Source organism: Reyranella sp., assembly GCF_052439685.1.
GTDB lineage: Bacteria > Pseudomonadota > Alphaproteobacteria > Reyranellales > Reyranellaceae > Reyranella.
The window spans coordinates 177,644-200,271 of the sequence record NZ_JBQVQG010000009.1; the positions used below are offsets into that span (position 1 = coordinate 177,644).

At 61.4% G+C, this 22,628-nt stretch carries 17 protein-coding genes and 3 pseudogenes; 2 read left to right on the forward strand and 18 right to left on the reverse strand.

Going from position 1 to position 22,628, the window contains the following annotated elements; translation table 11 throughout:
- Positions 1-333: 333 nt before the first annotated feature.
- Together ACT6UX_RS14585 and ACT6UX_RS14590 are read right to left on the reverse strand one after the other, a co-directional pair.
- Positions 334-870, reverse strand: coding sequence for a MerR family transcriptional regulator (locus tag ACT6UX_RS14585; RefSeq protein ID WP_444775876.1), 537 nt, complete (start codon positions 868-870; stop codon positions 334-336).
- A 751-nt stretch (positions 871-1,621) separates the two neighbouring features.
- Positions 1,622-2,473, reverse strand: a complete 852-nt coding sequence (locus ACT6UX_RS14590) for an arsenic resistance protein (RefSeq protein ID WP_444775877.1) — start codon at positions 2,471-2,473, stop codon at positions 1,622-1,624.
- 263 nt (positions 2,474-2,736) lie between these two features.
- Here ACT6UX_RS14590 and ACT6UX_RS14595 point away from each other — a divergent pair, with 263 nt between their 5' ends.
- Positions 2,737-3,141: an ArsR/SmtB family transcription factor gene (locus ACT6UX_RS14595; protein ID WP_444775878.1), complete on the forward strand. Its 405-nt coding sequence runs from the start codon at positions 2,737-2,739 to the stop codon at positions 3,139-3,141.
- A gap of 112 nt (positions 3,142-3,253) precedes the next feature.
- Here the strand turns inward: ACT6UX_RS14595 and ACT6UX_RS14600 are convergent.
- The 11 genes and pseudogenes from ACT6UX_RS14600 to ACT6UX_RS14650 all read right to left on the reverse strand — a co-directional run bounded on the left by ACT6UX_RS14600 (position 3,254) and on the right by ACT6UX_RS14650 (position 16,966).
- Positions 3,254-4,333, reverse strand: a pseudogene (locus ACT6UX_RS14600) (IS630 family transposase).
- 416 nt (positions 4,334-4,749) lie between these two features.
- The gene (locus ACT6UX_RS14605; RefSeq protein ID WP_444775879.1) at positions 4,750-5,100 is read right to left on the reverse strand and encodes a hypothetical protein; all 351 of its coding nucleotides are present in this window, start codon (positions 5,098-5,100) and stop codon (positions 4,750-4,752) included.
- Between the two features lie 243 nt (positions 5,101-5,343).
- Positions 5,344-7,347 (reverse strand): annotated as a pseudogene (locus tag ACT6UX_RS14610) (heavy metal translocating P-type ATPase); the annotation flags it as partial.
- A gap of 56 nt (positions 7,348-7,403) precedes the next feature.
- On the reverse strand, positions 7,404-7,772 hold the full coding sequence (locus ACT6UX_RS14615; protein WP_444775880.1) for a hypothetical protein: 369 nt from the start codon (positions 7,770-7,772) through the stop codon (positions 7,404-7,406).
- Complete coding sequence (locus ACT6UX_RS14620; protein ID WP_444775881.1) at positions 7,769-9,076, reverse strand: adenylate/guanylate cyclase domain-containing protein; 1,308 nt, start codon at positions 9,074-9,076, stop codon at positions 7,769-7,771. The genes ACT6UX_RS14615 and ACT6UX_RS14620 overlap by 4 nt, the downstream gene beginning before the upstream one ends.
- 110 nt (positions 9,077-9,186) lie before the next feature.
- Positions 9,187-9,558 (reverse strand): hypothetical protein, encoded by a 372-nt coding sequence (locus tag ACT6UX_RS14625; protein ID WP_444775882.1) that lies wholly within the window; start codon positions 9,556-9,558, stop codon positions 9,187-9,189.
- Entirely contained in the window at positions 9,555-12,752 is a 3,198-nt protein-coding gene (locus tag ACT6UX_RS14630) for an efflux RND transporter permease subunit (RefSeq protein ID WP_444775883.1), read from the reverse strand. The genes ACT6UX_RS14625 and ACT6UX_RS14630 overlap by 4 nt, the downstream gene beginning before the upstream one ends.
- A gap of 15 nt (positions 12,753-12,767) precedes the next feature.
- Positions 12,768-13,751 (reverse strand): divalent metal ion exporter adaptor subunit IhpB, encoded by a 984-nt coding sequence (gene ihpB / locus ACT6UX_RS14635; protein ID WP_444775884.1) that lies wholly within the window; start codon positions 13,749-13,751, stop codon positions 12,768-12,770.
- Positions 13,748-15,061 carry a TolC family protein gene (locus ACT6UX_RS14640; RefSeq protein ID WP_444775885.1) on the reverse strand — a complete coding sequence of 438 codons (1,314 nt, stop codon included), beginning with the start codon at positions 15,059-15,061 and terminating at the stop codon, positions 13,748-13,750. The genes ihpB and ACT6UX_RS14640 overlap by 4 nt, the downstream gene beginning before the upstream one ends.
- Before the next feature lie 75 nt (positions 15,062-15,136).
- The gene (locus ACT6UX_RS14645; RefSeq protein ID WP_444775886.1) at positions 15,137-15,412 is read right to left on the reverse strand and encodes a hypothetical protein; all 276 of its coding nucleotides are present in this window, start codon (positions 15,410-15,412) and stop codon (positions 15,137-15,139) included.
- 636 nt (positions 15,413-16,048) lie between these two features.
- Positions 16,049-16,966, reverse strand: coding sequence for a cation diffusion facilitator family transporter (locus ACT6UX_RS14650; protein WP_444775887.1), 918 nt, complete (start codon positions 16,964-16,966; stop codon positions 16,049-16,051).
- A 1,382-nt stretch (positions 16,967-18,348) separates the two neighbouring features.
- On the opposite strand from ACT6UX_RS14650, the gene ACT6UX_RS14655 reads away from it, so the two are divergent.
- On the forward strand, positions 18,349-19,362 hold the full coding sequence (locus tag ACT6UX_RS14655) for a LysR family transcriptional regulator (protein WP_444775888.1): 1,014 nt from the start codon (positions 18,349-18,351) through the stop codon (positions 19,360-19,362).
- Here the strand turns inward: ACT6UX_RS14655 and ACT6UX_RS14660 are convergent.
- The 5 genes and pseudogenes from ACT6UX_RS14660 to ACT6UX_RS14680 form a co-directional block, all read right to left on the reverse strand.
- Positions 19,355-19,600, reverse strand: a complete 246-nt coding sequence (locus ACT6UX_RS14660; protein ID WP_444775889.1) for a DUF2274 domain-containing protein — start codon at positions 19,598-19,600, stop codon at positions 19,355-19,357. The two genes, ACT6UX_RS14655 and ACT6UX_RS14660, sit on opposite strands and share 8 nt — an antisense overlap.
- 10 nt (positions 19,601-19,610) lie before the next feature.
- Positions 19,611-20,780: a TrbI/VirB10 family protein gene (locus ACT6UX_RS14665; protein WP_444775890.1), complete on the reverse strand. Its 1,170-nt coding sequence runs from the start codon at positions 20,778-20,780 to the stop codon at positions 19,611-19,613.
- Positions 20,777-21,724 (reverse strand): P-type conjugative transfer protein TrbG, encoded by a 948-nt coding sequence (trbG, locus tag ACT6UX_RS14670; RefSeq protein WP_444775891.1) that lies wholly within the window; start codon positions 21,722-21,724, stop codon positions 20,777-20,779. Before trbG ends, ACT6UX_RS14665 begins: the two co-directional genes overlap by 4 nt.
- Positions 21,721-22,404, reverse strand: coding sequence for a conjugal transfer protein TrbF (trbF, locus tag ACT6UX_RS14675; RefSeq protein WP_444775892.1), 684 nt, complete (start codon positions 22,402-22,404; stop codon positions 21,721-21,723). The genes trbG and trbF overlap by 4 nt, the downstream gene beginning before the upstream one ends.
- Positions 22,404-22,628, reverse strand: a pseudogene (locus ACT6UX_RS14680) (P-type conjugative transfer protein TrbL); the annotation flags it as partial. The gene trbF and the pseudogene ACT6UX_RS14680, both read right to left, overlap by 1 nt.

Below are 22,628 nucleotides of genomic sequence, written 5' to 3' on the forward strand. Positions count from 1 at the left end.
GGTCATCAGACCTATCCCCCTGGACCGGATATGGCAAACCCCATGATCGTAGCCAGACTGACGTATGCCCGCCTCCCGCCGGCTTTGAGCGCCGACATTTTGGCAGTCGCTTTGGTGGCCGTGCCTGCCTGGGGCCACGCCGTCGCCCAGGGCGACAAAGGCTACATCCAGGAATTGCGGGATTCACCTGCTGCCGTTCATCTGTCTCGGCGCCAAGCACATGGTGACGGGAAACGACCATATCCTGTCCTCCGGGTATGACGCGTCCCGTAGCCCCTACAGGATCAAGATGGATTGCTGCGTGCAATCCCCTTAATGTCCTCGGGATCGGGATCACGACCGCATGCGCGCGCCGGCCTTAAGAGGCTTCGATGCCCCGCTACCTGTTGGCGATCGCCGCGCGTTCCGTTTCCCGGCCAGCCGGGCCTCGTCGCTGTCGGACCGCGTCGTGCCGCAACAGCCCGTCGACGGTTCGGCAACGTCCTTGAAGATGACGCAGTCGACGCCTGCACCGCCGGCGCACACGTCGCTGCACGCAGCAACGAACCGATCGAGGCTGCGCTCGAGTGCCTTCAGGTTAGCGAGACGGGTCCGTACCTCGTTCAGGTGGACGCGCGCGATGTCGCGAACCTCTGTGCAATCCTTGTCGCGGCTGATCGAGAGTCCGGCCAGCACGCGCACCTGCTCGATGGAGAATCCGAAATCGCGGCTGCGCTTGATGAAGGTGATGCGCGCAACGTCGTCGCGGTCGTGGGCGCGCTGGCCGCTCCTCGTCCGGCCGGCCTGCGGGAGCAAGCCGATCTCCTCGTAGTAGCGGATCGTGGGCGCCGTCACGCCAGCCGCATTGGCCAGACCACCGATGGTTAACATGGAAAGTCTCCGCTTGCCCTTCAAGCTACTTGAAGGATTAGGGTCTGGCCAACGTGATCGAAGGGCTGTTCAGAATGTACGCCAATCAACAGAAAACGCCGGCCAGCGCCTGTTGTTCGGGCTGCGGCCCGGAGGCCCAGCGTGTTGCTGGAGCCGCGCTGCCAACGTCTGCACCCTCGACGGCAGGTCGCTGGATCGGCGGGTCGCCGCCATTCGCGACCTCGCCCGAGGGCATTGCTGCGCAGCCGCCGTGACGGCCGGCGCCTCCACCTTAACTACAGGCTGACCGCCTTCGCCGAGATCCAGGAGCTGGTGGCCCAGGAAACGCAGTGCTGTTCCTTCGCAGCCTTCGACCTTCATCTGGAAAACGGCACCGTCGCCCTGGCCCTCACCGTGCTCCGTCGGCCTCGGCGCAGGCGGCAGCCAGCGACCTGTTCGATCACTTCATCAATGCGAAGGTGGCGGCGTGATCCGGTCCAGACTGTTCAAGGGCGCCGCCGCGACGGGCGGCGTTGCGCTCGCCGCCTGCGCGGCCTGCTGTGCGCCTCTCATCGTGGCGCCCATCGTCGCATTATTCGCAGCGGGCGGTGCCGGATTCGCCGTGGCCGGTCTCCTCGGCCTGGCGCTCATTCTTGCGGCAGCGGCGGTCGGCTACATCTGGCCCCGGCGGCGCCGTCGGCAGGCGCGCAACGCCAGTTGCGGATGCGGTCCCGCAGCGCCCCCTATTCAACACCTGTCGGACGATTACTATTCATCCGCCGATCCTAAACGCGGCATCACCCGGATGTAAACGAGCGAGGCGACCAGCTCGATGAGCGTTTGAGCGACGATCACCGCTGGCACGAGCGGGATTGCGCCCGCCACCGCCAGCGCCAGCGGCGGTGGCGGGCGCATCCAGCCGGGCAAGGCCCGCGACGATCCAGCCGACCAGAGGCGCGACAATCGCAAACACTGCGTACAAGGGCGCGACGCCGAGCACCGCTGTCAGCGCCGGACCGAGTTGCGGTACGACGGCAGCAATCACGATGAACAGCACGGCGGCGGTCGCCGGCACCGGCAGCAGGCCGAGCGCCTCGTACGCGCGGGCGCCAACGGAACTGCGAGCGGCCCAGAACTGGCACACCACCGCCGCCCCCAAGGGAGCCGCGATCAGCCAGAGAAATGCATGCAGGAAAGTTCCGACTTGAACAAATCGGGCCGTGTCAACGTCCAGTAGCAACGCGATCCAGATCGGCAGCAGCACCATCTGCATGATCAGGGGTACCGGCGATGACGCGAGCAGCAAGCGAGCGTCGGCGTGGCCGAGATGGGAGAAAGTAACGACGTAGTCGATGCAGGGGCACAGCAGCACGAACAGCACGCCCAGCCGAATGAGAGGATCAGCCGGGGCGAACTGAATCAGTACAGCAGCCAACAGTGGCACCGCGATAAAGTTCACGGCGAGCAAGGCAGCAAAGAAGCGCCCATTGCGAAAAGCGCTTCTTAGCGACGCGATCGGCACTTGCAGGAAGGTGACGAAGAGCATTAGCGCAAGCGCTGGATTGATCGCCCCTTCAAGTCGCTCAGTGCCAGAGATCAGGACGCCCGCGAGCGTGCCGAGCAACACGGCTCAAAAATAGATTGCGACCTGGCGTGTTTCGAGAAGGTCGCGCAGTTCGCCTCGTGCCATGCCGAGTGCTTCCCCGCCGGAGCTTCGCGATTGCGGCGTATTGGCGCCTCAACACAAGTCAGCTTGTGCAGCCACGAAGCGGAGCCGATTGCTGGCCCGCGCGTGGCGATCCGGTCATGGTTCATCCATTGGCCCTGTTTGCGCTGCCCCGGAGAGAACAGATACATTTCAAATCATGTTGAACTATTGAGCGACAAATGGAAGAAAATCAAGCTCTGGACGCGTTCGCGGCCATCTCAAACCAGACCCGTCTAAGAATCGTTCGGATGCTCGTGGTCACCGGCGCGGACGGTCGTTCTGCAGGGGCGATTGCAGAAGCTTTGGACGGCGCCTCGGCTTCGCGCATCTCCTTCCACCTCCATCAGCTCACAAAGGCCGGCTTGATCGAAAGCCGGCGCGAGGGGCGATCGATCATCTACAGAGCGATCTTCTCTGCGCTGTCCGACCTCGTCGCGTTTCTGATGCACGACTGCTGCGAAGAACATTGCGCGGTGTGTGACAGGGCCATCGCGCTGTTCGCGAAATGCACTGGCCGACCGACGAAGTCGTTGCCGATCGCCATGGCAGTAACAAAGCGGCCGTTGCGACGGAAAGCAGCTTAGTGCCGCCGGCGAGAGCGATGCCCTCGCCTTCAGTGTCCGAGGGACATCCTGAAGGTCCATCTTCTGTTAGCCTCTAGGCTCGTCAAAAGAGTGCCGAGAAGTCTGATGTCACCTAGTGGAACGAATCTAACACTTGGTACCCTCTTCTGACGGCGGCGATGATCTTTTTGGGATCGGCGGTCCAGACGAAGGGCTTTGGGTCGTTGTTGGTTTCGGCGACGAAGCGATTGATGGCGGCCTGAAGGTCGGTGAGGGATCGGAAGACGCCGCGTTTGAGCCGACGTCGTGAGAGCTTTGCGAAGAAGCCTTCGACGGCATTGAGCCAGGACGCCGATGTTGGCGTGAAGTGGAAGGTTCACCGCGGATGGCGGGCGAGCCATTGCTGCACTTTCGGATGCTTGTGGGTGGCATAGTTGTCGACGATGGCATGGATCGTCTTTCGCCTCGGGACCTGCGCCTCGACGGTATTGAGGAAGCGAATGAACTCCTGGTGGCGATGACGCTGCATGTTGCGGCCAATGACGGTGCCGTCGAGGACATTGAGGGCGGCGAACAGTGTCGTCGTGCCGTGGCGCTTGTAGTCGTGGGTCATCGTTCCGGCGCGTCCCGGCTTCATGGGCAGGCCCGGCTGGGTACGGTCGAGCGCCTGGATCTGGCTCTTCTCGTCGACCGAGAGGACGACAGCGTGGGCGGGTGGATCGACGTAGAGGCCGACAATGTCGCGCAGCTTGGCGACGAACCGCGGGTCGGTGGACAGCTTGAACTGCTTGATGCGGTGCGGCTGAAGGCCGTGTTCGCGCCAGATACGGTGGACGGAACTGGCGCTGATATCGACGGCCTTCGCCATCATGGCCGCAGTCCATTGGGTCGCCTCGGCAGGAGGCTCGGTTTGGCTGAGCGCGACGACGCGCTCGGCGACGTTGGTCCCAAGCGCAGGGATGCGCGACGGCCGCGTCTTGTCGCGCAGCAAGCCCTCGTAGCCTTCCTGCATGAAGCGTTCCTGCCAGCGCCAGACGCAGGTCTTGGACTTGCCGGTCCGGCGCATGATCTCGTTGGTACCGATCCCGGCAGCGCTCAGCAGCACGATCTCGGCCCGCCACACTTGCTTGTGGGCGGCGTTGCGGTCCCTCGCCAGCGCCGCGAGGCGGCGCCGGACGGCCGGCTTGAGCGTAATGGATATTCCTGGTCGCATGCGACAGACTCGCATGCCCGACCCGCAGAGGGAATCCTCAGCGGGACTCAAATGTTAGACGAGATCCACTAGCCTATGCATCGCCTTCCGAAGCTCGTGACGTCGCGCTCACCGACAAAAAGTACCGAGAAGAAACGGACAGGGAATAGCTGATCGGGAGGCACTGATCGAGGTCAGGCTTCCCACAAAACAGGGCGCAGCCGGCTGCGGCCGAGAAATTGGGTGAACGCAAATTCGAGGCGCACGGCACCCGATGGGTACTGAAACGCTTCGACGTAGTGCAAATGGGTGGCCTCGCCCGGTTCCCCTGGAAGATTGTCCGCAGATGGTGACGAGTCTATCTGATGTATGGACCACACCGACCGAATGGCCCTCGATTCCGGTTGCGAGGGACGGCCACGTCATCGCCGAACAAGTTATTCCGCGTGGACGCGGATGGGATCCTGAAAAGTCCCCTTGAAGGGCTTTCCTCCAAGCATACCCTTCATCGTGCCGTTGGCTTCTTGGGCCGAAAGCTCCGCAGTTCCGGATCGGCCGTCACTGCAGACCACGACCGCCGAGCCGGTCTGATCCTCGTCGAGATTCCATCGACCTTCGCAGCTCGCGCCCTTGTCGCTGCGCAACAGCACCACGCCTCCAATGCCATCGGATCGCCGGCTAAAGGTGCCAGTGAACGTCTCGCCGTCAGAGGTTTCGCCCGATGCGGGCACTGTGCCAGAGCATCCCGTCAGCGCAAGTAGCGCGAATGCATAGGTGAGTCGTCTCATAGGATACTCCTGAACCTTAGGTATTGGGTTAGTCGCCGGGCTATGCCCCTGTTGCTTCCGCTTTCGAAGCTTTGAAGCTGTCGTACGCTTACACCCACATTCTTGCTGAACTTCATCAATCGGATTCCAAGGGCGCAGCGCCGTCGGCGGAGTTGCTTCCCCACATGCACATCCAAAGGATCTTTGGGTTGAGACTGTATGCACCCTCCTCCATCTGCTTGGAGAGAGCCGACCGCTCTTTGGTCACGGGGCGTCACTCCGATATGCCAGTATTCTCAGCGCATTTATGACGACAAGCAGCGTGGATCCTTCGTGGACCGCGACAGCCGGTCCTATTCCCAGGCCGAAGATTGTCGCCGGTACCAGCAGTGCCACCACACCGAGACTGACGAACAGGTTTTGCAGGATGATGGAGCGCGTATATCGGCTGAGACCAACGACAAAGGGAAGATGCTCAAGCCTGTCTGCCATCAAGGCAACATCCGCAGTTTCCAGCGCCACATCGGAACCTGCAGCGCCCATGGCGATGCCAACCGTAGAGGCCGCCATGGCCGGAGCATCATTGACACCGTCTCCGACCATCGCGATCAGCCGCGACTCCTCCTTAAGAACACCAATGATCTTGACCTTGTCCTCGGGCATAAGATCACCGCGGGCGTCATCGAGGCCAACTTCGCTAGCGATCGCATCTGCTACTTTCTGATGATCACCCGAAAGCATCACCATGCGGCGAATACCCAGTTCACGCAGCCGAACGATCACCTGCCGTGCGGCCGATCGCGGCGAGTCCATCAGCCCGATGACGCCGAGATCCCTCTCCCCCTTCTTGATCACCATCGTTGTCCGCCCAGAATTGCGGAGTGATTCGATCGCGGACCTGGCGGCAGGACTGATAGCTGGTACACCATCCGCGCCGAACATCTCCGCTTTCCCGATCCACACGACATCGCCACCGATCTTAGCCTGGACGCCGCGGCCGGTGAGGCTCCGCACGTCGCTCGCGGGCTCCAGCGTTCGATTCCCAAGGCGCTGACGTCCGTCCTGCACAATCGCGAGCGCCAGAGGATGGTCGCTGGCGGATTCCACGGCCACCGCGACTGCCAGCAACTCCTCGGCCGTTACCTCTTCCACTGGCTCAACGTCGGTGATGCGAGGGGTTCCCTCGGTCAGGGTACCCGTCTTGTCGAATGCGATGGCGCGGACGGCGCCCAATGCTTCGAGTGGCGCGCCGCCCTTGATGAGAACGCCGCCCCGAGCCGCTCGTGCAACGCCCGAGAGCACGGCACTTGGCGTTGCGATAGCCAGCGCACAAGGGCTGGCGGCAACAAGAACCGCCATTGACCTGTAGAAACTCGCGGCAAACGGTTCGTCGACGACCAGCCCCGCCCCTAACAGCAAGACGGCCAGGATCAAGACGGCTGGAACGAAGAACCGCTGAAACCTGTCGGTGAAGCGTTGCGTAGGCGACTTGCGAGACTCCGCCTCGCTGACCATCTTGACGACCTTCGCCAGAACGGTCTCACTTGCCTTGCGCGTCACCTGGACTTCGAGCGCCCCCGAGCCATTAATGGTCCCTGCGAAGACACGCGACGAAGAGGCAATGATCTCCGGTCTAGTCCGTGCGATGTCGAGGTCTGGAACGGGCTGTTTGTCGACCGGAATGCTTTCGCCCGTTACAGGCGCCTGGTTTACGCTCGACTGTCCCTGGATCACGAAGCCATCCGCAGGTAGTCGTTCGTTCGGCCGCACGACGACGACTTCCCCAACGGTCAATTGATCAACCGGAATCTCATGCGTCTGTCCGTCACGCTTCACGGTCGCAGTCTGGGGCGCAAGCTCGGCAAGGGCTTCTATGGCCTGCGTAGCCCGGCCCATGGCAAAGTGCTCAAGCGCATGTCCAAGGCTGAATAAGAACAGAAGCAATGCGCCTTCGGCCCAGGCGCCAATGGCCGCCGCGCCCGCCGCCGCCACCAGCATAAGCGTGTCGATCTCGAACCTGCCGCGGCGTATGTTTTCAAAGGCTTCGCGTAAAGTGTAGGAGCCGCCCGCCAGATAAGCCCCGCAATAGAGTGCCAGCGATACCCAATCGGGTGCCCATTCCCCTTGTTCGATCGCGAAGCCTAAGCCCACCAGCAGTCCGCTCCCGAGCGATAGGATCAACTCGGCATACCGACCAAGGAAGCCCGCATGTGAATGTGTATGCCTACTTCCCTTCTCCCCGTGCGGCTCTCCCTTCGCATGAGAGTGCGAATGTGGTTTCGGCGTTTCGTTCGTTGGGGATCGGGTCGGCATGAGATGTCTTCCTAAAACCTGATAGTGCCTGTCGTGCCGCTCGGTGAGGTCAGTTCTAGTGACAAGACGGAATATGGCCGCAGCGCTGATGTGCTGCTCCCTCCCAACCTGCCCGCGGTGGTGGGCCGAAGCACGATCTGCTCGCGGCTCGCCCCCGAAACGACAGTCACGATGGCCTTGTAGTTGCTCGTATCGATCGGTGCGTTCTGACGGCACAGGCAAAGCGTTACTTCGCGTTCGCTTACCAGCAGTTCTACCTCCACATCGGCAATTTCCTGCATCTTGCCGTCATGAGGGCCGGTGACAATGTCTCTGCCGTCCTGGGCCTGCGACAAGTTCGAAAGCAGAAACAACGCGGCAATCAATACAAACGCTTTCATCGGCAGACTCCTTGCTGAATCAATTCCCCCGTCACTCTCCCCACTTCGTTCGGAACATAAGCGATGCGCATTCGCCTACTGCGCCCTTCGATTTCAACTCCGTTCTCGTACTTCCAGTCGGTTAGCTCTCTTCCATCGCCTGCTTCGACGACCTCCCATGACGCAACGATCGACGCGTCCAGGGGTTTGCACAATCTTTCCAGGCGCTGCGCGACGTTGACCGCGTCGCCCACGAGGGTGAACTCGTCATGCGAGCCACTGCGGAGGACGCCGCCTATCGCAGTACCAAAATGCAGACCGATACCAGCGCGAGGATTCACGTCGCCCCGGCGCCGCCGCATCTCGGACCAGTCATGCAGCCTACGACTCAGATGGACGGCGCATTCCAAGGCGCGTGCAGCATCGTCCGCCGTTGATTTCGGCTGGCCAAAGGCCGCCATCACTCCATCGCCTATGAACTTGTCGATCATGCCTCCGTGCGCGAATACTTCGCGCGTTACCAGTTCCCGGAATTCAGCTAGGAGCCTGGCCAGCATTTCCAAGGGGATCGTCTCGCTCAGACTCGTGAACCCGCGCAGGTCGACGAACATCACAGCCACTTCGCGTCGACCGAGGTCAAGTGAGGTTCCTGTCGCTTGCAGCTCCGTCAAGACAGTCGGCGAGAAGAAGCGACTGAGATTGGCGCGCCGTCGTTCCGCCAGGACCGCAGTGCTCAGGAGGACATTGTGATCGTGGGTGAGCAAACCGCAAACCAGCGCGGCAAAGCCGAACGCTGCGGCGAGTGCCGCTTCCGTGAGAAACGCTGACCAATCGAGCGCGTGGGCCGCGCCCTTTCCCAAGTAGGCTTCCACCGCGACAGTCAGCAATGCCAGCCAACCCAAAATTACCAAACCTGAGAACAGGAAAACAAGCACCGGCCGTAGACGGAGGGCAACATGGGTCAGCAGAACGAAGCCGATTGCGAGCGACGGTGCCGTGAGCGTGTGATCGAGATCCTTGCCGGGCGCAAAGAGATGCTCGTGAAAGAGAATGACAACGAGCATTGCATCCATAACCACATAGAACCAAGAGAGCCACGTCGTCCCTCTTCGGAGTTCTGCGAGAATCAAAGCTATGATCGTCAGGACGCCGTAGACAACGACGACGTTCGCATGGACGATTCCGCTGTCCTGCTTGCCAGCGAGCCCGAGATTCACAACCAATATCGCGAGGGCCACGAGGCGCAGCCAAGCCGATCTGCGCTCGCGATGCCAGCGGCGCTCACCGGCGTTCAGCGACAATTTCTCTGCCACGACACTAAGCATTATTTGCGAGTACATTTCCTGTCGACCGCCCTGGAGATGGGGCAGCTGTTCCATTCGGAACGATAGGTGGGGACGCGGCAGCCCCGCGGGACTGCCGCTCCTTGACTCCCTTAGAACTTGGCCTGACCAGACTTTCCGGCGGCGTTCTTCAGCACTAGGGTTACCTGTGCGCCCGACGGAATGGTCGCCTTCGCCTCACCCTTCAGCGAACTATCGCCGGAGACGGCGAGTTGCACGGTTTCGCGAGAAGATCCGGCAACGATCAGCACAGAGCCGCTAAAGCCTTTAGCGGACGTCGGCTTGTTGCTTTCGTCGAGCAGGTTGATGGTCACGGCGTTGCCGACCATCACAAGCTCGGCATGCACCCCGGCCACATCGTGGACGGGCCCGCCGTTCGGTCCCTTGGTAGCGGCGTGGTTATGCTGCGCCACCGCCATGCCAGCCCACAGTGTCAGCATCGCTGCGATCATGATCTTCTTCATGCCATCTCCTCTTCCTGAACAGGTTTGTCTCGATGAAACAGGGCGTACAGAGCCGGTAGAACGACCAGCGTCAGGATCGTCGACGAGATGATCCCGCCAATGACGACGGTGGCCAGTGGCCGCTGCACTTCGGCGCCTGCGCCTGTTGCGATCGCCATGGGCACGAAGCCTAGCGACGCGACTAGCGCGGTCATGAGCACAGGACGGAGCCTCTTCATGGCCCCCTCGCGCACGGCGTCCGCGACCGTGCGCCCCTGGTTTCTCAGTCCCTGGATAAAGGTGATGATGACCAGGCCATTCAACACGGCAACGCCAGACAAAGCGATGAAGCCGATGCCTGCACTGATCGAGAGCGGAATGTCCCTGAGCACGAGAGCAGCCACACCGCCGGTCAGAGCCAGCGGTACGCCGCTGAAGACCAGGAGTGCATCGCCAACCGACCCCAGGCTCATACACAGGAGGACGAAGATCAGCAACAGCGCGACGGGCACGACGATGGCGAGGCGCTTTGTAGCGCCGACAAGCTGCTCGAACTGGCCACCCCAACCGATCCAGTAGCCCGCCGGCAGCTTGACCTGTTCAGTGACGCGACTCTGCACTTCGCTCACGAAGGAACTGAGATCGCGGTCGCGCACGTTCGCCGAAACGACGATGCGACGCTTGCCGTTCTCGCGGCTGATCTGATTGGGACCTGGTGCGATTTCGATCGAGGCCACGGCGGAGAGCGGCACATACGGGGCCGCCACGCCAAGGCCAGTCTGCACGATCGCGCGACCATCCTTGGCTCCGTTCTCCTTTCCCGCCACTTGCGCAGGAATGGGAATCGGAAGCGACGACAGGGCATCGACATCAACGCGCATGCGCTCAGGTAGCCGGATCACGATATCGAAACGGCGGTCGCCCTCGAAGATCAGCCCCGCCTCTCGGCCTCCGACGGCGATCTCCACCACCTCCTGGAGTTCCGCCAGCGTAATGCCATAACGCGCGAGAGCCGCACGGTTAGGTTTCACAGTGAGCATCGGCAAGCCGCTCACCTGTTCGGTCTTCGCGTCGGCAGCGCCGGGTACGGCCTGCACGACGGACTGGACCTTGTTGGCAATTGACAGAAGCGTATCGAGGTCATCGCCGAAGATCTTGATGCCGAGATCGCTTCGGACACCAGAAATCAGCTCATTGAAGCGCATCTGGATGGGCTGCGTGAACTCGTAATTGTTGCCCGGAATCTGCTCGACCCGCTTTTCGATGGCCGTCACCAGGTCGGCCTTGGAGCGGTTGGGATCTGGCCATTCGGATCGCGGCTTCAGGAAGATGAAGTTGTCGGCGACATTCGGCGGCATCGGGTCGGTTGCGACCTCGGCCGTGCCGATCTTGGCCGCGACCTCCTTGACTTCCGGAAATTCCAGGATCGCCTTCTCGAGCGCTTCTTGCATCTGAACCGACTGGGTCAGGCTGGTGCCGGGTATGCGCATCGCATGCATGGCGATGTCGCCCTCGTCGAGTGAGGGAATGAACTCCCCACCCATGCGCGAAGCCGCGACGCCTGCCACGCCTACCAGCACGAAGGCCATCGCAACGACGACGTAGCGCAGCCGGATGGCGCCTTCGAGCGCCGGTGCGTAAAGGCGCAGTGCGCCGCGCATGAAGAAGTTCTCCTTTTCGGAGACCTTCCCGGTGACCAGAAGCGCCACTGCTGCAGGCACCAGTGTCATCGAGGCGATGGCGGCGCCCAAAAGAGCCATGAGCACCGTGAGGGCCATGGGTGTGAACATCTTCCCTTCCACGCCGGTCAGCGTAAGGATGGGCAGATAGACAACGCCGATGATCACAGTGCCAAACAGGCTCGGCTTGATGACCTCGCTGGCACCCGCAAGAATGGTCTCGAAGCGCTCGTTCCGTGTAAGCAGCCGGCCGCGCTTGTGCTGCTCCTCGGCCAGCAGGCGCAGGCAGTTCTCGACCACGATCACCGCGCCGTCGACGATGATGCCGAAGTCGATGGCGCCGAGGCTCATCAGATTGGCGCTGATATGGTTCTCCACCATGCCGGTGATGGTGAAGAGCATCGACAGCGGAATGACGCAGGCCGTGACGAAGGCTGCGCGGAAGTTGCCGAGAATCAGGAACAGCACGACCACGACCAACAGAGCGCCTTCGAGCAGATTCTTCTCGACTGTCCAGACTGTTGCCTCGACAAGCTTGGTCCGGTCGTAGATCACCCTCGCCACAACTCCGTCAGGCAACGAGCGAGCAATCTCGTCCAGCTTGGCGCCAACGCGCTGAGCGGCCGTCCGGCTGTTCTCGCCGATCAGCAGCATCGTCGTGCCGATGACGGTTTCCTTGCCGTCGAGCGTCGCGGCGCCCGTCCGCAGGTCGGTTCCTTCCTTGACCTCCGCCACGTCGGAAATTCGGATGGGAATTCCGCCGCGTGTGCCGATGACGATGTCGCGGATCTCCGGCAGCGTGTTCACCTGTCCCGGCGTGCGGACCAGATACTGCTCGCCGTTGCGCTCGATATAGCCTGCGCCGACATTCGCATTGTGTGTCGCCAGCGCCTGCATGACGTCGCGGAACGTGAGGCGAAAGGCCATCAGCTTCGCGGGATCGGGCAGCACGTGGAACTGCTTCTCGTAGCCGCCGATCGTGTTGACCTCGACAATGCCCGGCACCGTGCGGAGCTGCGGCTTGATGATCCAATCCTGGATCGTCCGCAGGTCTGTGGCCGAATAGGGTTCGCCGTCCGGCCGCTTCGCCCCAGGCTTGGCTTCAACCGCATACATGTAGATCTCGCCGAGCCCAGTTGAGACTGGTCCCATCGCTGTTTCTGTGCCGGGCGGAAGCTGCTCCTTGGCCTGCTGGATGCGTTCGTTCACGAGCTGGCGGGCGAAGTAGATGTCGGTCCCGTCCTTGAAAACGACGGTGACCTGACTGAGGCCATAACGCGATAGAGAGCGTGTGTATTCGAGCTTCGGTAGGCCGCCCATCGCGGTTTCCAGTGGGAAGGTGATGCGCTGCTCGACCTCCAGCGGGGAGTAGCCCGGCGCAACAGTGTTGACCTGCACCTGCACGTTGGTGATGTCGGGCACCGCATCGATCGGTAGGCGCGTGAAATTCCACGCACCCAGCGCACCGACCGCGATGCTCATCATGATGACGAACCATCGGTTCTGGATGGAGAATGCCAGGATCTTGTCGATCATGTTGGGTCTCCCGCCTCAATGTTCGTGAGCGGCGCCGGCCTTGCCGATCTCCGCCTTGATCACGAAGCTATTCTTGGCTGCATAAACGTCACCGGCGACGAGGCCGAATATAACTTCTGCCCAATCGGCATCCCGATTACCTAGTTCGACCTCTCTCGCCTCGAACGTTTCGCCGTTGCGAACGAAGACGACGTTTTTGCCTTCGAGCGTTTGAAGAGCGTTTGTACTGACGGCGACATCGACTGGGCGCGCCGACAGGACGACCTTTCCGTCGACGAACAAGCCCGGACGCAGGCGTCCACTGTTGGGAACGATTGCCCGCGCTATGGCCGATTGCGTATCGCTAGCGCCGATTGGCGAAAGGTAGTCGATCTTGGCTTCGATGGGTGCACCGCCGTCGCCAACGTCGATGGAAACAGCGTCCCCGATCCGGACTTTCGAGAAGTCCTTCCGGAACACCGCGAAATCGACCCACATCGAGGAGAGGTCGGCGATAGTAAAGATCGGCCGCGCTTCCGATGCGAACTCACCCAGCGTGCCGTCGCGGTCGATCACGGTGCCGTCGATCGGTGCTTTGAGTTCATAAACGGTCAGGCTCTGGTTGCTCTCGACGCTCGCGAGCACATCGTCTTTCTTAGCCTTGTCGCCCAGCCGCTTGCGCATGCTGCGGATGACGCCGGGGAAGCGTGGGGTCACCTTGACCAGGGTCTCTTGGTTGGGCTGCACCGTGCCATTCAGCTGCAGAGTATCGCGCAGTTCCCGGGGACTTGCTGTCAGCAGCTCGATACCTGCGGCCGTCACCTGCGCATCGGTGAGCTTCACACCCTCATCGTGGCTGTCCCCTTCCTTCTCGCCGTGTCCGCCTTTGGCGCCGGCGGCGGCTCTGGACTGGTTGGCAAATCGCGTATCGAAGACGTAATAGCCGGCGGCGGCCAAAATGCCGGCGCATATGACTGCCACCGTCAAATAGCCTAGCGCCTTCTTTGCAAAATTCATCATCGTGCCCTCGTAACGTTCACGGGGCTCGCGGTGAGTCCCTCGATTGTGGCAACGGCCGAATGGAAGCTCGTCAGCGCCTCGTGCTCCTTCAGCTCCGCGTCGGCGACAGTCTGATAAGCGTCCAGGATTTCCAGCACGGTGAAGCGTCCCTGGCCGTACCCCGTTTCGATGGTCGCGTAAGTCTGGCGTGCCGCGGGCAAGATCGTCTTGCGAATGAGATCAAGCTGGATGAGCTGGTTGGTTGCGGTGTCGTGTGCTTTCGCCACGACTGTAATCAGGGCGAGCCGGTTGGAGGCTCGCTCCGCATGGGCTTTGCGAGAGTTTTCTTGCGCTTCTTGGATTCCGCCCCGGTTTCTATCCAACACTGGAAACGGCATCGAAACGCCCAGTCGGACGGCACTCTGCTGGGTGTCGGAGTAGTAGCGCCAGCCTACGCTGGCCGTAACGTCGGGAATGGGCTTTAGGCGTGCGACCAAGAGTTCGCCGTCACGTTGGGCCCGTATGGCCGTCCAGCGCATGAGCTGCGGATTGTCGTCGATCGCCTTGATCAAGACTTCGAGCGGTGCAGGACGGACAAGACGATTAAAGTCGCCGGAAACAGACGTAAAGGCTGGGAGATCACGCCCCATTAATCCAGTGAGCTCCCTCCGAGCTACCGCAAAAGCCAGGCGCGCGCGTTCGCGTTCCAGTCTCGTCACGCCGACCGCGGTCTGGGTTCGCGTGACTTCGGACGGCGACGAAGCACCCGCATCGACGCGGCGCTGCATCAGCGGCACAAGCCGTTCAAGGGTGGCCGCCTGACGCTCCAAAATCTGGATACGCCGCTGCACCGAAAGTGCCTCGACGAAGGCGAGCGTCGTTTCCGAAAGGAGTTCCAGCCGGGTCGCATCCTTCTCCCACTTCATCGCATCTGCATCGCCCAGTGCTGCGGATACACGCGCGTCGCGCTTGCCGCCCAACTCAATGAGCTGGCTAAGCATCAGCGTCGTCTCGGCACCGCCGACATTCTCGGAATTGCCCGGCGCGAAATTGTCGATTTCGAAGCCTATCGTCGGATTGGGCATTGCGCCGGCCTGACGGCGGCGGCCATCGGCCATACCGATGTTGCGGTCAGCGATGTCGATGCGCGGGCTGGCGTTCACCGCCTGCTGTAGAGCCTGACGAAGGGTAAGTATCCCTTTGGGCGCGTGCTGCTGACCGCTGGTTGACGCGCGTTGCGCTGCCGTTGGCGCAGTTTGCGACCAGGCTCCGTTTGCATGCGTGACAACGAGAAGCGCTGCGCACAGCGCGCCCATTACGCGAATTGACATGATTTGATCCCAGAAAAGCGTTCATCGGCACGACCGCGCCGAAAACGTTGGCGCGATGTTCGAAACACGACGAAATCAGGTCTTGGGGGGTGGGCCTGCTAGGCGTGAAAAGGCAGCGGCCACCTCTATAAGGCGTCCTTCAGGCACTTCCGAAGAAGTGTCGGCAAAGAAGAGCACGGATGCTGCGGTGAAATAGGGCGAGACAGAGCAGCTATGACAGACTTCCGCAGCCTGGCCGCCCTCGCTTTCGAGGTCGTTCGATGCGCTGGAAACCGCAGCCTGCCCTGCATCGATATCTGCGCCGTTCGCGCGAAAATCGCCGAAAACATGCACGATGCTGGCGATTGCCAAGGACAGTACGCAGAACATTCGGACGAAGCGTACGCTCCGTCGAAATGCCAGTGCCAGCGGATGTCCTATACTAATCACCACGTTCGCTTATCTATCACCGCGTAGGGGTTATACAATCACCTGAGCACTGATGCGGCGTTGCGACCCAGGGAGCGAACTTCACACGGCAGTGCTCTTCGCTACGTTTCAGGCCGACTTCGAACGGATCGGTGATCTTTGCGCTTGAACCTCTAGTCATTGGAGGGTGCAAGCTGGGGTTGGTTGTCGTGGCGCCGGACGATCGAAAGCAACGTGCCGTTAGCAGCGAACAGCGCCACCAGGTTTTGTGATTCTGTGCGATGGGGATGATCTTTCAGGTACCACCATTCAGCCCAAGTAATGCCGCGCAAGGTGCCCCTCGTCTTGAAGGGTTTGCCCAGTAGTCGAACCGCATCCGCAAACGTCGATGAGCCAGGCACTAGTCGGTCCGCTAGCGACGGCTCATATTTCGTTCCGATCTCCCGCGAACAACCGCCTACGATTAAAAGAAGAACGCACAAACCGAGCGCAAGGGAGATCTTGACGAGCGTTCCCGTCTGAAGGGCGCGGCGCCGGACGGTGGCCAGTCGCCTACCATAAGCAAGCTCTGGAGCCATATTAAAGCCTTCGCTGCCCTTCTGCTTCGCGAAGGAGCTGGTCTTCTATCTGAAATGTGGTGTGCCTTATGTTGAAGGTCGTTTTCATGCTTTCGTTCGCAGCGACTAGGATCGCCCTCGCTTGGGCAATGTCGGACACGACTAAATGACTGCTAATTGCGTCGATACCGGATGTGATCGTCCAGACGTGCAAGTCATGCACAGCGATCACGCCAGGAATCTCCTTTAGTTTGCGCTCGAGTAGCAGCATGTCGACTTCGGGAGGCGTGCCCTCCATAAGGATGTGGATCGCCTGCTTCAGCAGCATCCAGGTGCGCGGAATAATGAACAGACCAATGCCGGCGCCGATGATGGGGTCGGCCAGCTTCCAGCCTGTCAGCATGACGACAATTGCGGCGATTATGACCCCGAGCGAGCCGAGCATGTCGCTCAACACCTCGAAGTACGCCCCTTTTACATTGAGGCTTGTCGACGATCCTGCCGACAGCAACTTCATGCTGATTAAATTGACGACAAGTCCTGCTGCGGCGACCGCCAGCATGGGCCCACCCAGAATGTCCGGCGGGTTCAGGAAGCGCTGATAGGCTTCGTAGCAAATGTAAATTGTGAGCAGAAGCAAGACCACAGCATTGGTCAGCGCAGAGAGCACTTCCATTCGGACATAGCCATATGTCTTCTGCGGTGTAGCCGGACGCTCAGCAAAGCGAATGGCGATAAGCGCCAGAGCCAAGCCGCCGGCGTCTGTCATCATATGTGCCGCATCCGCGAGCAACGCGAGGCTGCCGGTCCACAGCCCTCCTATCACCTCGATAGCCATGAAACTGACTGTAAGGGTCAGCGCGCCGACCAGACGGCCCTTGTGTTGAGCAGCAGCGGTGCCGGCGGCCGGCGCCGATTCAGGTGAATGACCCGCGCCCATGCTCCATCCTATTCAATAGTAGATCGGCTGCGTTGCTTCGCGCTGGCCCGATGCTCCCAGCGGCAACACAATCGTACCGGCGACCAAAGGAATGGTCGCCCCCACGGCCCTAACCGCGGCCACGCACGACGTTTGCCGTGACAGACCCGTGGCCCCCATTGTCGTCGCCTTGGGAGGCACGCTCCTGCGACACCGATTTTCATAACTGATCCGAACAACTTAAACATCAGCGTGCCGCCCCCAGGAGACTAGGCGCAGTGGGCGATATAGTTGGGGATCAAGCCTTAGGTGGGGGCGCGATGAGACGCTGCGAGTATACCGATACGCGCATCAGACGCCCAGCGGGCACCTCTGATGCTGTTACTGCGGCAACATAGGCCCCTGCCAAAACCTCAACGAAGGAAACTACCGAGCAACTGTGGCAAACCTCCGCAAGCCTTGGCGAGTCAGGACCTTGATCTTCTTGCGGATTTAAAACGACGGTCTGGCTGGGTGGCTGGTTCGCCGCTTGAAAGTCGGCGACCACATGCGAGATGCTGGCAAGCGCCAGCGAGACAACACAAAACATCTGCACGAGGTTTTTGCCTCGCTTGATTGTCAGAATCACTCGATGGAACACTGCGTGCATTAAGTTGGTCTTATCGCCCGACACAGTCAGGTTATACAATCACCGCCGAGGAGGCATCCCGCCTCAAATCCCGTCTGTCGGTCATGTAAACACTATCCGACCTGGCCCAGCGGCAAAAACGGAGCAGGCCGCAGACAGATTCCATTCTCAGCACGCTTCTAGATGCGGTGGCTTGCAAGTCGAGGGCACGGACACCAACCTGCCCTCCCTGATCCAAAACAAATCAATCCGGTCCGGAAAGTCTTTCCTTGCACGCACCGCCATGCCACCAACAATCTTCCTATGGTCCCAAGAAACGAATATCACGGTACCGGGCGGTAGCTTCCTGCAATCTATGCTGGCGAGCTGCGGATCGGTCATTCCTTCATCGGTCATGCCGAGATTCTCAACTGACTGGCAAACGATCTCCGGCACCGAAGTTTTCTTGAGACCGTGGGGTGGAACCGTTTGGGCAGCTAGTTGGCTAGGTAGAAATACAGCCACAGTTAGCAGAAGCGAACTAAGAGTATTGTTCATGCGATTGATGCTCCTACATGTGCAGAATACTCATTTCGGATAGTAGTCAATGATAACGACCAGCGCGCAGGGCAGTAGTCACGCCCTAAGAATGGCCGCGCCCCAACCCGATGCAAAAGGGAGCTTGGCGATACGTTCAGAGGCAGAGTTTTCAGCCCATTTATGCTCGATAGTCAGGTGTCGCCGGCGCTGGGAAGCGTTCCACCAACGCTGGAGACCGCTGAGATTGCAAAAATGTATGCTGGTGGAAATCTCCGAGCGAGGCTTCGCCCATTATGAAAGCCCGACGAGGGAGCCCACACTTCCCTGCAGTATCGATCCTCAACAAGCGCATGGTCGGAATATGAACCTCGATCTAAGTTCGTTGCGCAGCGTGATCGCTGCCGCCGAGCATGGGAGTTTCCGGCAAGCAGCGACAGCCCTAAACCTCAAGCAATCGGCATTAAGTCGCCGTATTAGACATCTTGAGGAGCAAATCGGTGTCTCTCTATTCGAACGCTCAAGTGGTGGAGTACGTCTTACGCCGGCTGGCGAGAGCATGGCGCACGCTTCGCGCCGTTTGTTTGCCGAAATTGATGACATGGTTGCAGCGTCGCGCTTGGTGGATCGCGGAGAAGCCGGTGTAGTAAAAATTGGATTTGGGCTGGGGGTATCGACTAGCAAGTTGCGCACTGTACTTGCCGAATACATCAAGACGTTTCCGGGTATCCGCTTAAATGTCACTGAGCAATCGCGGTCTCGGTTGATAACTGTTCTTGGATCGGGAGAGCTGGATGTGGCCATTGTCGCAGGACAAGCGCGGCAGCATAATGGACCGTCCATGTCGCTCTGGTCAGAGCGCATTGTCGCTGCGGTATCGATAAGGCATCCGCTTTCAACCAGCGACGCGATCGACTGGAGCGAATTGAAGGATGAGACCTTCCTTCTCAGCCAGCGTGATCCCGGATCGGATCTACGCAACATAATCCTGAAGAAGCTCTCGTCGCCTGGCGATGGTCCCAATATCGAGACGTGGGACGTCAGCAACGAAAACGTCCTGGGAATGGTTGAAGCTGGACTTCATGTCAGCGTTCACTGCGAATCATGGACCAGTCTTGCTTATACCGGCGTCCGCTTTCGCGAGCTTCGCGATGCATCAGGCCCCAGCCATATCACCTTCACGGCATGCTGGGAGGAGCACAACCGAAACCCGGCTCTTGCCCGATTCCTGGAAACGCTCCGACAAACACACCATCCAACCACCCTCACCTAGCGTCCACTTTCTGCGCGGAGGCTTTTGCCGAACGCCGCGCTTTGGCAAACGCTCGATCCGCAGACATGAACCGAGCCAACATCGGCCCCACGAGCTTGGCCGGATCGATCGTCTGCCCCGTTTCACGGCCGAGCGCCTCCGCGTAGACGACGAGATCCCGGTGGATGGTCGCCGGCAAGTCCACCGTCAGCTTCACCGGCTTCTCGTCCAGGATGGCACCAAGTTTGAGCTTGGACATCGGGTTTCTCCTATCCTCGGTAAGGCTGCAGCACGAGATCGCGGGTTACGATGACCCGCACCGGATGGCCCGGCCGGATGGTCAGAGTGGGCTGGATGTTGAGGTTGCGCCGCACCACTTGCTGTCCAGCCTGATTCAGCGTGTCGCCCGCACCACGGCGCAGGGCACGGACGATATCGCTATCGTTCTGGTCCGACCCGAGTTCGGTGCCGACCGCGAGGATGGTCGAGAGAAGTGCGGCCTTGAACAGCGAGCCCCAATGATGATCGACACCGTCTTCCAAACCGGCCTGACCGCTGGCATCCGCCCCGGGCAGTCGTTCGAGCACGATCGAATAGCCGTTCGGCAGAAGCAGCCGCGTCCAGACCAGAAGAAGACGTGACTGCCCGAAGCTAACCTGGCTGTCGTAGACGCCAATCAGCCGTGCCCCCTGAGGAATCAACAACGCGCCACCCGTCGGCGTGTCATAGACGTTCTCCGTCACCTGCGCGCTGACCTGTCCCGGCAGGTCGGATCGAAGGCCGGTGATAAGGGCCGCAGGAATGACTGCGCCGGCCTGCAGCACAAACGGTGAAGCAGGCTGCGCCAGACGATCGGGACTCGTCGTCTTCCGATCGACAGGCGCATTCATGAAGGCGACTTTGCGGTCCTGTCCGTTCTGGATCGAGGCTTCATCTGTCGCAGCCGCCGCTGCCGACATTGATGGCTGAGACGGGGGAATACTTGCGGCGCCAGGCTGTGTCTGACGATTGCCGGGAGCGAACAGGCGGCTGACGCGGGCGGCTTCCGTCTCCTGAGCCCGGCGCTGCTGCTCGGCGTCGGGCGACGATGGGGCGGCTTGACCCTGGGCTGCCGCGATCGGCCGACCGAGGTCGCCCGGCAGCGGCGGCCCGAGCGGCGGGACATCTCGGGGAACCCCGGTGTAATCCCGGGGCAACGCCGCCAGACCGTCGGCCACGCGCGGCCGGTCGGTCGTGTAGAGTTCTTGCGGCGTGACGCCACGCAGCCGATCGCTCTGCAAAGCCCACAGCACGGCACCGCAGACGATGATCAGGGCCAGCGCCGTCCCGCCGATCAGCACAGTGCGCGACAGACGGGTGACGCGAGGCCCCTCCGATCGCAGCCTGAAAGGCTGAGCGGTCGTCGATTGTGTGGAATCCGACTGAGATTGATCGGTCATCGCGGTGGCCTTCCGTCCGTACGGACGATCCGAACGATCTGCTGGCGCTCACCCCCCAACCGCAATTCGGCGGCGGCAAACAGCCGGTCGACGATCAGGACGTTGGCGTATGCACGGGAGTTGACGAGCTCCGGCTTGCCGTCCGCGCCGACGACGAAGAGGGGCGGCATCTCCCCCTGCACAATGCCGGGCGAGAACTCGACATAGACCTTGCGCCCATCGTCGTAGGCATTGACCGGCCGCCAGGGTGGTTTGTCGCCCTCGATCGAATAGCGGTACCGGCGCTGGGCAATCTCGGGAAGAACGGGCACCGGGGGCAGAGCGCGAAGGCTCTTGCCTCGGCTCTCCGGATAGAACCACGCGACCGAGGGCATATAGGGTCGCTCGTGAGCTCGCAGCTCGATGAGGTACGTACGACGGTCGGTGTTGACCACGAGGTTGGTCTCGATGGCAGGCCGGGTCGGCTTGACCAGAATATGGACACGACGCGTATCACCATTGCCGCTCTCGGTGTCGCCAATGATCCAGCGTACCGTGTCGCCCGCCGCCACCGGGCCCGAGCCGGTCAGTTGCTCCCCGGGCTCCAGGGCGATGTCGGTGACCTGTCCCGGCGCGACGTAGATCTGATAGAGGGCCCCCGGGCTGTAGGGAAACACCTGCACGGCGTTGAAGTAGCCCTCGCGGCGCGGCTCAACCCGAGCGGCGCCGTTGGCGGCCTCGACGCGCGCCACCGGATCCTTCGCATCGCCGGGTCCTCCCCGCGCCGGCGTCCAGGCCGGTGGAATGTGCAGCGGCCGCGGCGGCGGATCCTCGGCAGGCACCGAGGACACCGGAAGCGGCGGCACGCTCTCGTCGTAACTGATCTGCGGCGGCTTGGTGGACGCGCATCCGGTGATGGCAAAAAGGGAGACGAAGAGGGCTGGCCGCATGCTGCGGTACTTCATTGTGCGAGCTCCTTCGACCAGCTGATGGCGTTGACGAAAACCCCGAGCGGATTCTTGCGCAGGCGATCGGCGTCGCGCGGCGGTTCGATCACGATGGTGAGGATGGCGGTCCAGCGCTCGGTGGTGGCAAGCTGACCGCTTTCGAAGCGCCGCTCGGTCCACGCCACCCGGAAACTCTCCGGCGATGCCCTGATGACACTCGAGACCTCGACGGAGACCTGCATCTTGCCGAGCCCGGCGAAAGGATCGGCGCGCCGGGCATAGTCGTTCAAGGCGGCAGCGCCACGATCCGTCGTGAACTCGTATGCCCGCAGCCAGCCCTGGCGCAGCACGACCGCGTCAGACGGCAGGCCGCGCACGTCCTCGATGAAACGCGCAAGATGAAAGGCGATCTGCGGGTCGGTCGGCCGATAGGAGGCGTCGGCGGGGGCGATCGCCTGCGCCTGGCCAAGTCTGTCGACCTGGACGACCCAGGGCGTGATCGTACCCCTCGCCGCTTGCCAGACGAGCCCACCGGCGAGACCGGCGGCCAAGACCAGGCAGCCGAACGCCATCAGGCGCCAGTTCCTGGCCTGCACGCGCGCGGAGCCGATCCGGTCGTCCCACACCTGCGCGGCCTTCTGGTAGGGCGTCTCCGGCACGGGTGTGTAGCCGTAACGGACGGACGAACGCTTGAACATCAGTGGTTCCCTTCAGAAAGGTCGATGGAGGAGCCGCCACCACCGTGATCGCCGGACCGGATAGCGTGCGTGGCGGCGGAAGCCCCGTGACTGGCGGCCTGGCTCCGCCTCATGCGCCGCGCCCAGGCGGGTGGCGCGTCCGGCGGAGAAGCTGCAGGGCCGGCCTCGGCACCGCCGGCGGCTGCGCGCCCGCCGGCTGCGAAGCTGCTCGAAACGCTTTCGGC